The organism is Bullifex sp. (assembly GCF_034103065.1).
In the GTDB taxonomy this organism is placed as follows: domain Bacteria; phylum Spirochaetota; class Spirochaetia; order Sphaerochaetales; family Sphaerochaetaceae; genus Bullifex.
Window position 1 is genome coordinate 1 of sequence record NZ_JAXEGN010000042.1, and the last position, 10,361, is coordinate 10,361.

The 10,361-nt window shown below is 33.7% G+C and carries 9 protein-coding genes; 8 read left to right on the forward strand and 1 reads right to left on the reverse strand.

Annotated elements, in window-relative coordinates; all coding sequences use genetic code 11:
• The first annotated feature begins 683 nt into the window (after nucleotides 1-683).
• The gene (locus SOY52_RS01655) at nucleotides 684-2,465 is read left to right on the forward strand and encodes an AAA family ATPase (protein WP_320847247.1); all 1,782 of its coding nucleotides are present in this window, start codon (nucleotides 684-686) and stop codon (nucleotides 2,463-2,465) included.
• A gap of 79 nt (nucleotides 2,466-2,544) precedes the next feature.
• On the opposite strand, the gene SOY52_RS01660 is transcribed toward SOY52_RS01655, so the two are convergent.
• Complete coding sequence (locus tag SOY52_RS01660) at nucleotides 2,545-3,558, reverse strand: LacI family DNA-binding transcriptional regulator (RefSeq protein WP_320847248.1); 1,014 nt, start codon at nucleotides 3,556-3,558, stop codon at nucleotides 2,545-2,547.
• Nucleotides 3,559-3,713: 155 nt separating this feature from the next.
• Between SOY52_RS01660 and SOY52_RS01665 the strand changes: the two genes are divergently transcribed.
• The 7 genes from SOY52_RS01665 to SOY52_RS01695 all read left to right on the forward strand — a co-directional run bounded on the left by SOY52_RS01665 (nucleotide 3,714) and on the right by SOY52_RS01695 (nucleotide 9,696).
• Complete coding sequence (locus SOY52_RS01665; RefSeq protein WP_320847249.1) at nucleotides 3,714-4,757, forward strand: ABC transporter substrate-binding protein; 1,044 nt, start codon at nucleotides 3,714-3,716, stop codon at nucleotides 4,755-4,757.
• 76 nt (nucleotides 4,758-4,833) lie between these two features.
• Nucleotides 4,834-5,664 (forward strand): ABC transporter permease, encoded by an 831-nt coding sequence (locus SOY52_RS01670; protein ID WP_320847250.1) that lies wholly within the window; start codon nucleotides 4,834-4,836, stop codon nucleotides 5,662-5,664.
• Entirely contained in the window at nucleotides 5,661-6,440 is a 780-nt protein-coding gene (locus tag SOY52_RS01675) for an ABC transporter permease (protein ID WP_320847251.1), read from the forward strand. The genes SOY52_RS01670 and SOY52_RS01675 overlap by 4 nt, the downstream gene beginning before the upstream one ends.
• Complete coding sequence (locus SOY52_RS01680) at nucleotides 6,419-7,183, forward strand: ABC transporter ATP-binding protein (protein ID WP_320847252.1); 765 nt, start codon at nucleotides 6,419-6,421, stop codon at nucleotides 7,181-7,183. The genes SOY52_RS01675 and SOY52_RS01680 overlap by 22 nt, the downstream gene beginning before the upstream one ends.
• A 16-nt stretch (nucleotides 7,184-7,199) precedes the next feature.
• Nucleotides 7,200-7,940: an ABC transporter ATP-binding protein gene (locus SOY52_RS01685; RefSeq protein WP_320847253.1), complete on the forward strand. Its 741-nt coding sequence runs from the start codon at nucleotides 7,200-7,202 to the stop codon at nucleotides 7,938-7,940.
• A 2-nt stretch (nucleotides 7,941-7,942) separates the two neighbouring features.
• Nucleotides 7,943-8,758 carry a transketolase gene (locus tag SOY52_RS01690; protein ID WP_320847254.1) on the forward strand — a complete coding sequence of 272 codons (816 nt, stop codon included), beginning with the start codon at nucleotides 7,943-7,945 and terminating at the stop codon, nucleotides 8,756-8,758.
• Nucleotides 8,755-9,696 (forward strand): transketolase family protein, encoded by a 942-nt coding sequence (locus SOY52_RS01695; protein ID WP_320847255.1) that lies wholly within the window; start codon nucleotides 8,755-8,757, stop codon nucleotides 9,694-9,696. Before SOY52_RS01690 ends, SOY52_RS01695 begins: the two co-directional genes overlap by 4 nt.
• Nucleotides 9,697-10,361 lie beyond the last annotated feature (665 nt).

The window sequence follows — 10,361 nt, forward strand, 5'->3', positions numbered from 1 at the left end:
TTTATAAAAAACATACCATATGTAGTTATATATATCAATAATTCTATCGATATATTCATCGATAATACTAGTAGAGGCAAGGAACCAAATTCATCTCAACAGCACATTCACCTTTTTCTGGATTGCTGTATAGTCATACCCGATACTGCTAGACGATTCTCCCTTTCCTGGCCATAGCCCCCCTTGCCAGTGCTAGAGTCAGTTAAAATGGAACGAAAAGAAAAACCATACTATAGAACTGTCACTTTAAAAACAGAACTTGTAGAGATTTTGTAAACAAAATTTTGCTGTCCACGGTAACTAACTCCTCGAATAGCAATACATATATCCATAATTCTGTCTAATGCTCATTTAGCAACAAATGTATTAAAGAATAAAGTTCTATTACTAGTAAAATAGTAGAACCAATATCTTCCTACCAAATATCTGAAATAAAAGATTAGATTCACTTTTAAATAAAGAATCACAATATCAAAGTTCATAAATGATAAAGCATGAAGTATATGCAGAGGTTACTTTCCATAATATTTATAATGAAGAGGTAGCATAACTATCCGGATATTTTTTAACTTATTGTCTTGTCAGGTTTCTTAGCTTTATTTTATACCAACTATATAACCCCTATTATTTACTATTATATACCAAGGGGTTATAATGGGGTTATATAAAAGGAGGTATTCATCTTGGATAATTTGCAGGAAAAAATCGCACAGCTGGAAAAAGAGATAGAGAAACTTCCACATGGTTATATATCACGAAAAACAATTAACGGAAAAATACGTCAATATCACCAGTGGACAGAAAATGGTAAAAAGAAAAGTAAATACCTTAATAATGATGATGCCACTATAATGGCTGAGCTAATTGAAAAGCGTAGAGAATTACAGCAGGAACTTAAAGAAACAAAGGCATTGCTTCCTAAATCATCTATTTCTCCAGTTTTTCAGACTGATGTATTAACAGGCGATACCTTGAAAAGGTTTGCACTTCGTTCAGCAAATTTGAAAAGCCGTTCTTGTCTTCAGAAATTACAAACTTTTTTAAACGGTGATACTGACAGCAGAGTTCTCATTTTATATGGGCTGAGAAGAACTGGCAAAACCACTCTTATTCAACAGTCAATACTAAGTATGAATACAAAGCAATTTAACAAAGCTGCCTTCATTCAGGTAAAACAGAAAGATACTCTATACACTGTAAATCAGGATTTGAAGAAATTACTTAATCAAGGATTTCGCTATGTTTTTATAGATGAAGTAACACTAATGGAAGATTTCATTGAAGGAGCCGCACTATTTTCAGATATTTATGCAGCCTGTGGTATGAAAATAGTTCTATCAGGAACTGATTCACTGGGATTCTTATTTTCAGCAGATGAACAGCTTTATGATCGCTGCGAAATGTTACACACAACATTTATTCCATACCGAGAATTTGAGAGTGTTTTGGGTATTCATGGTATTGATGAATATATTCGCTATGGTGGCACTATGAGCCTGGGAGGAGTTCATTACAATGAACATTCTACTTTTTCCAGTAAGAAAAGTACGGATGAATATGTTGACAGTGCAATTGCAAAAAATATTCAGCATTCACTGAAATATTACCAGGATGCAGGACATTTTAGACACCTGCAAAGCCTGTATGACAAAAAAGAACTCACCAGTGCTATCAATCGCATTGTAGAGGATATCAACCATAGATTTACGATTGATGTCCTGGTACGCGATTTTATTTCTCATGATCTTGGATTATCTGCTAGAAACCTTCGCAAAGATTCAAATCAGCCTACTGATGTCCTTGATAACATTGATAAGGACAAATTAACTGCCAATCTTAAAAAAGCATTAGAAATTCTGAATAAAAATGAACAGAATGTGAAAATTGAAGAAGCTCATAAAATAGAAATAAAGGAATACCTTGACTTATTGGATTTGACAGTAGATATACCAGTCGAAACGCTACCAGTTGTAAATGAAAAAATTTATTTAACAGTTATTTCTCAACCTGGTTTACGCTATGCACAGGCAAACGCTCTTATTACACAGCTTATGAAAGACGCCATCTTCCAAAATATTTCTGGTATAGAAAGAAAACGAATCATAGATAGAATACTAGATGATATTAAAGGCAGAATGATGGAGGAAATTGTACTACTTGAAACAAAAAAAGCTTACCCTAAGAAAGAAGTATTCAAGCTAACCTTTGCTGTGGGTGAATTTGATATGGTAATCTTTGATCCAGAACAAGTAAGTTGCGAAATCTTCGAGATCAAACATAGTTCTGTTGCAGTGCCTCAGCAATACAGGCATTTGATAGATTGGCAGAAATGCAAAGATACCGAGTTTCGCTATGGTACAATTACCAGTAAATACGTAATCTATCGGGGAAAGAGCAAAATAGATGGAGAAGTAAAATATCTTAATGTAGAAGAATACCTTAATGGTTTGGGTAAGGACAGATAAAGCCTTATGCTAAGAGACATGTCAAGACAATAAGTTAAAAACTTTCAAAAGCTTATGATATTTTGGTTTATATAAAAAATTAATTAATATTCTTTACTGATTCACCAATAAAAAATTCACTATCAATCTCAATAATACTTCTTTTTCCCATCAATTTTCTATTATTTATTAACTCTATTATTTTTTCAGAACAAGCTTTTCCAATTGTTTTATGGTTTTGAATAATACAAGTAATTGGAGATAAAAAAAGAGTTTTATATTCTTCTAATCCAAAACCTGTAATTGAAATACTTTTGGGTATTTCCATTCCTCTTTCATGAGCAGTCATAATAAAGTTTTTAATTTGTTTTCCATTTGTTGTAATAACCAACGATACTTCATCAATATGATTAAGAATATCATTGCTGACTTCTCTTATTTTGTCTTGTTGAGTTACATCGCTATAATAAAAGCGAGGACAATGCTCTATATTGTGCTCATCTAAAACTTTTAAAAACTCTTCAAATCTTTCATTTGATACATATTCTTCAGGACCTTTTATGTATGCAATTTTTCTATGACCTTGACTAATTGCATATTCAACAATTTTTCTCACACATTCTCTACCTTTCTCAAGGATATATGGCATGTTAGGCATATCAACAAGATAACGGTCAAATAGAACAACTGGAATACCTTGTCCTTCAATAGTTTTTATTTGCTCAGAATTATGCCCACATGATGCCAGCAAAATACCATCAACTCTTTGGCGTATCAAATTTTGAAGAAGTATTGATTCCTTTTTTGAATCAAAACCACTATTTGCCATAATCACACTATATCCATAATTATAAAGAACTCTTTCAATCTCGCGCATAATGTACGAGTAAACAACCATATCAGGGATAATAATGCCTATAACATTTGTTTTATTATGTTTTAAACTCCGTGCATTTTCATTTGGAACATAGTTCAAGGATTCTATAGCATTTTGTATAGATGAAGTAATATTTTCAGGAAATGTTCTACTATTATTTAAATACCTTGATACTGTTGCTGTTGATACCCCTGCTTTACTTGCAACATCTTTAATAGTCACACTATTTCCTTTCATAGTCCCCTGCTCCTGAATTTAATAATTTTAATATTAACTCTTCTTTTAGTTTTTCACAAATTTTTTGATTGACATGTGATTTATACATGTTATTCTATAGTATATGGAAAACGTTTTCCAGTAAAAAATTTTACCATCATAAAAAGGAGTGTAAAATGAAAAAAATCTTTACAGTAGCTGTTGTAATTCTTCTTGCAATCACAACAGTATTTGCAAACGGAGCAAAAGAAGAAACTTCTTCTCTTGATCTTATTCGTGTTAGCCATCACCCATATATTCATGGACTACCAACCACAGTAGCTATTGATAATGGTATTTATGAAGCAAACGGATTAAAGCCAGAAGTAACAATGTATGGAGGTGGTGCTGCTCAGAATGAAGCAATTGCTTCTGATGCATGGGATGTTGGAACAACAGGCCTTGCTGGTGCAGTAGTTGGCTGTATTGGATACGATATGAAAGTAATTGGTGCAACAGTATATGATGGTAAGACAATTGATATTTGGGTAAGACCAGATAGCGATCTTGCAAAAACAAAAGGCCAGATTAGTAACCATCCAGAAGTTTATGGAACTGCAGACACATGGAAAGGAAAGAAAATCATTTGCCAAGGTGTTTCAAACTGTTCATTGGTTCTTGCTAAAACTCTATCTCTTTTCGGACTCACAACAAAAGATGTTGAAGTTATTGATATGACAGTAGCACAAGCATATCCTGCATTCCGTGCTGGTGAAGCAGATGCTGTAGCCCTTTGGGCACCATTTGGTTATCTTGCAGCAGATCAAGGTTGGGTAAAGGTATCTTCAGCAGAAGCTGTTGGTGTCGATTTCTACAATTTAATTATTGCAACAGATAAGGCTGTAAAAGAAAAACCAGAATTAGTAAAGAGATGGTTAAAGACTTATACAGAAGGTGTTGAAGTTATTAGAGCAAATCAAGATAAAGCACCAGAGTGGTTATATGAATTCTCAATGGATGAAGGTATTACAACAAATGTAAATGACTGTAAAAAAGAAATTGCTCTCAGACCATTCCCAACCGTTGAGCAACAGAAAGATTTAATGAATAATGGTGGCCTTCTTAACATGTTCCTCAACTTTGCACAATACATGCTTGAACAGGGTAATATTACCCAAGAAAGCTATGATAAGCTTGCAACAGGATCTTTCCTTGACCCACAGTTTATCAACGCACTTTAATAATCTTTAGTATTTAATGAAATTTTAGGGCTGCGGGGGTATAACCTTGCAGCCCAAACTATAGGAGTTATTTCAAGTGGCTGAAGAAGTAAAAAAACTTTCCTCCATTGAAGTGGAAAATAGAAATAAGAAGAAAGAATTTAGAAATCTTTTCTTTATTGCATTGGCAGGTTTAGTTTGTTTTTTTGGAATTTGGGAGTTGATTGTTCGATTAGGACTTATAGAGTTGAGGTATCTTAATCCACCATCAATGGTAGTAAGTACATTTTTCAGAAAGCTAGTTGATCCTACGCCAGAAGGCTCAACAATACCACAACACTTTTGGGCAAGTTTCCGCCTTGCGCTATGCGGATTTATTATCGCTGTAATTATTGGCATTCCACTCGGATGGATAATGGGTTATTATAAAACAGCTAATAGATTGATTAGACCATTATTTGAGATAATGAGACCTATCCCACCTATTGCGTGGATTCCAATATCAATTCTCTGGCTCGGAATAGGATATAAAGCAAAAGCATTTATAATTTTTGTTTCAGCTTTTGTTCCATGCGTTATAAATGCATACACAGGTGTAACAATGACAAGCCAAACACTAATTGATGTTTCAAAAACTTGTGGTGCATCAAAATGGCAAGTTTTTAAAACAGTATGTATTCCTTCCTCTCTACCTATGGTATTTACAAGCTTAAAAATTTCACTTGGAAATGCATGGTCAGCACTTGTTGCAGCTGAAATGCTTGCTGCCACAAGAGGTTTAGGGTACATGATTCAACAAGGAAGAAACTTTGTTCGCTCAGATATTATTATCTGTGGAATGTTAGTAATAGGAATATCAGGGGCTCTTATGTCAGCAGGATTATCTTTCATTGAGAAAAAAGCAACACCTTGGAGGACACAGAAATGAAGCAAAAACAAAAAGAAATGTTAGTTACTGTAGCCTTTACGTTACTGTCACTTAGCCTATTTTTATTGCTATGGTCAATATTATCCATTAATAATCCAGATTTCTTACCATCCCCCCTTACCTGTATTAAGAAATTTCAAGCAATGTTAGGCCGTCCTATAAGCAAGGTTTCTCTAGGAGGACATATTCTTGCTTCTCTAAAAAGAGTATTACTAGCTGTGCTATGTGCAACTATTATTGGTATTCCCCTTGGACTCGCCATGGGATGGAGCAAAAAAATTAATGCTTTTGTTTCTCCAATTTTCGAATTTCTACGCCCTATTCCACCAATTGCTTGGATACCTTTAGTAATACTCTGGTTTGGGGTTGGCGAGTTTTCCAAGGTATTTCTTGTAACACTAGGTGCTTATGTACCAATATTAATGAACACAATTACAGGTGTAAAAATGGTACCACCAGTATTACTTAATGTAGGAAAGATATACAAAGCTTCAAGTGTACAAATTCTGAAAGAAATTGTACTGCCTGCAGCTCTTCCGGCAATCTTTGCAGGCTTAAAAACTGCTGTTAGCTGTGGTTGGATGGTTGTATTAGCAGCTGAAATGATGGCTAGTAAATCTGGTGTCGGTTTTTTAATCACAAGAGGTATGGAAGCTTATGACGTTGCAATGATAATTGTAGGAATGTGTATCATTGGTGTTGTCGGTTATTTAATTTCAATCTGTTTATCATTCCTTGAAAGGAGACTATGCCCATGGAAGACAAATCTAGAGTAAAAATGTCATTAAGAAACATTTCTAAATCATATTACTCACGAAAAGAGACCCAAGAAGCAGTAAGAGATGTTTCTTTTGATGTTATGGAAAATGAATTCCTTGTCCTTCTTGGACCAGGTCAATGTGGAAAAACTGTATTATTAAACATCATTGCAGGATTAGAAGAGCCAACAACAGGAAAAATGCTCTATGAAGGCAAAGAGTTTACAGGAGTAAATGATGGTTTCGGACTAGTCTTTCAAAAGACAGCTTTAATGGACTGGAAAACTGTAATAGAAAATGTAGAGTTTGGTCTAAAGATTAAACACACTGACAAGCAAAAAAGAAGAGAAATTGCAGAAAAGTACATCGATTTAGTTGGGTTAAAAGGCTTTGAAAATAGTTATCCAAGACAACTTTCTGGTGGCATGAAGCAAAGAACAGGTATTGCAAGAGCATATTCTACAAATCCTGGAGTTCTCTTAATGGATGAACCATTTGGTGCACTTGATGCTCAGACAAGATACATGATGGAAAATGAAATTCTTCGTATTTGGAACGAAGACAAAAGAACGATTGTTTTTGTAACAAATAACATTGAAGAGGCTGTCACTTTAGGTGATAGAATTATTTTATTATCATCCTGTCCTGCAGAAGTAAAACAAATCTATGTCCCAAACCTGCCTAGACCTAGAGATAATATGAGTCCGGAGTTCTTAGCATTTAGAGAAATGATTGAAAAAAATACAGATATGGCACTTTGAGAAAAAGGAGAAAATTATGGAAAATAATAAAGTTGAAGTAAAAGGACTGTGCAAGTCTTTCGATACACTTGAAGTTCTCAAAGATGTAAATTTTAATATTAAAAAAGGAGAATTTGTATGCTTAGTAGGCCCTACAGGATGTGGTAAAACTACTTTCTTGAGACTATTAACAAAGTTAATTGAACCTACCCAAGGACAAATTCTAATTGATGGAGAACCTGCAAATCCAGAAAAGCACAATTTAGCATTTGTATTCCAAGAACCATCGACTTTCCCTTGGTTAACAGTTGAAAAAAATCTTCGATATGGTCTTGAAATAAAAAAGAAAGATAAATCATTTATTGACGAGCAAGTTGCAAAAGTTTCAAAGATACTTGGGCTAGAGAAATATATGAAAGCATATCCTCATGAGCTTTCTGTTTCTATGGAACAAAGAGTAGTAATAGGAAGATCTTTTGCTATGAATCCAGACTTACTCCTCATGGATGAGCCTTATGGACAAATGGATATTAAGATGCGATATTATCTTGAAGATCAAGTAATTAAACTGTGGCAGGAAACAGGAAGCACAGTATTGTTCATTACACATAACTTAGAAGAAGCCGTATATCTTGCTCAAAAAATACTAATTATGTCTAATAAACCTACTACTGTTAAAAAGATTTTAAATGTAGATCTTCCTTATCCAAGAAATATTGCAGATGATAAATTTGTCGAAATAAGAAAAGAAGTAACAGACCTTATTAAATGGTGGTAATAATGGATAATAGTTTTCTAAAAGATAAAGCTCTTGCTATCAGGGAAAGTACAATTAGAACCATAGGTAACTTTGGATCAGGACACATTGGTGGAGCAATGAGCATAATTGAAATGCTCACATTTCTTTACTATGAAGAAATGAATTTATCCAAGAAAGATGATCGAGATAGATTTATTTGTTCAAAAGGTCACGCTGGACCAGCTGTATATGCAGTTCTTGCAGATAAAGGATATTTTCCCAAAGAATGGTTATCTACACTAAATCAAGGAGGCACTAATTTACCTTCTCACTGTGATATGAGAAAAACTCCTGGCATTGACTTTACTGCAGGTTCTCTCGGACAAGGATTATCTGCTGCCGTAGGAATTGCCTTAGGGCAAAGATTAAAAAATTATACGAACTCATATACGTATGCTGTTATTGGAGATGGAGAAAGTCAAGAAGGAGAAATATGGGAGGCTGCAGAAAGTGCTTCATCTTGGAAGTTAAATAATCTTATTGTTTTCACTGATCGCAATGGGCAACAACTTGATGGATACACTAAAGAAATAATAAATATGGATGGCCTAGAAAAAAGGTGGGAAGGTTTTAATTGGTTTGTTCAAACAATAAATGGACACAACTTTGATGAACTAAGAAATGCAATAAAAAAAGCTAAAAATCAAAAAGAAAAGCCTTCTATGATAATAATGAACACAATCAAATCTAAAGGTTTTATTCCTGGAGAAAGAATTGTTGCTAATCATAGTATGACTTTTGATCTCAATGTTGCTGAAAAAGCTATAGAAGAGCTTGAAAGGAGAGAGAGGATATGACTGATACATCATCACTTACAAATATGAAAGATGCAGTAATGGCTGCTATTATTGATTTAGGCAAGGAACATGATGATGTAGTAATGCTAGATTCAGATTTAGCAAGTTGTCTTGGTTCAAATGCTTTTAAAGAAAAATTTCCAAATCGTTTTTTTAATTGCGGTATTGCAGAAGCGAACATGATTGGTGTTGGAGCAGGATTATCTTCAATGGGGTATACTCCTTTTGCTCATACATTTGGATGTTTCGCTTCAAGAAGAGATTATGATCAAATGTTTATTTCTATTGGTTATGCAGGTCAAACTCTTCATCTAATTGGAACAGATCCTGGTGTTACAGCTCAGTATAATGGTGGAACGCATATGCCTTTTGAAGATATTGCATTAATGAGACAAATTCCAGGTCTTACAATAGTGGAACCATCTGATGCAGAAAGTTGCTATGACTTAATTAAACAAATTTATGATACAAAAAGGCCTTCATATATTAGAGTCAATAGAAAAGGTATTGAGCACAGATACAAAAGAGGAGAAGCTGTTCTAGGTAAAGGAATTGTATTAAACGAAGGTAAAGATTTAACAATTGTTGCGACAGGTGCTCTTCTTGTTTCTAAAGCAGTAGAAGCAATACAAATTCTCAAATCGAAAGGAATTGATGCTACATTAATAGATCTTCATACGATTAGACCTCTAGATACAGGTTTAATTGAAAAATATGCTACTAAGACAAAAAAAGTATTAGTCCTAGAAAATGGAAGATATTGTGGGGGAATTGGTGAAATGATTGCAGGATATCTTACACAGAGAATTGATGTTAGAATGAGTTTTATCAATGTAGGCGAACAATTTGGAGAAGTAGGAAACATTGACTACTTATGTAATACCTTTGGATTTACAGTTGATAATATTGTTTCTAAAGCAATTGCTCTAATAAAGTAATCGATTAAGTTGGCCCCAGCAGGGGCTTTCTGCTCATACCAACATAGAGTTTTGTTATATGGTGGGCTAAAAGAAAAAACTCTAGCTGATTATTGCATGACATATCCAATAGGCTTCTTTCTTTCACCTACAAGTTAATACTCATCAGTAATATATCCTATAGAGAATTACCAGATACATTTACCCTATGATAAAAAATAATCATTACCTCTTAAAGTTTTTTTGGTTATGCTACCTGCAGGTAAAATAGCTATATTACGCTCTAGTTTTGATATCCTAGCAATTAATTCTTCATATTTCATTTTTCTCCTAAAGCTTATTATACCCACTATACCCTATATAACAGGGTATAATGAGTATAACATTTTTCACATAAAATAAATAACTTATAATTGCGACTAATATAAAATCTTAATTTAGATTAGTCGGAGGTTTTATTATGGCTTATATTCAAAGAGCTATTTCAGAAATATTAAAATCTAGAGTAAAAACTAGCAAATGTACTCTAGTAGTTGGATCAAGCAAGTTGGTAAATCAACTCTTATTAAGCATTAATTTTCTACATACAATAGAACAAACTTTAACGACAAACTGTTATGATGTGACCTCTTGTCAATAGAAGTTTTACATATTTTAAATGAGTGTTGGGAAGAACATAGGCTGTC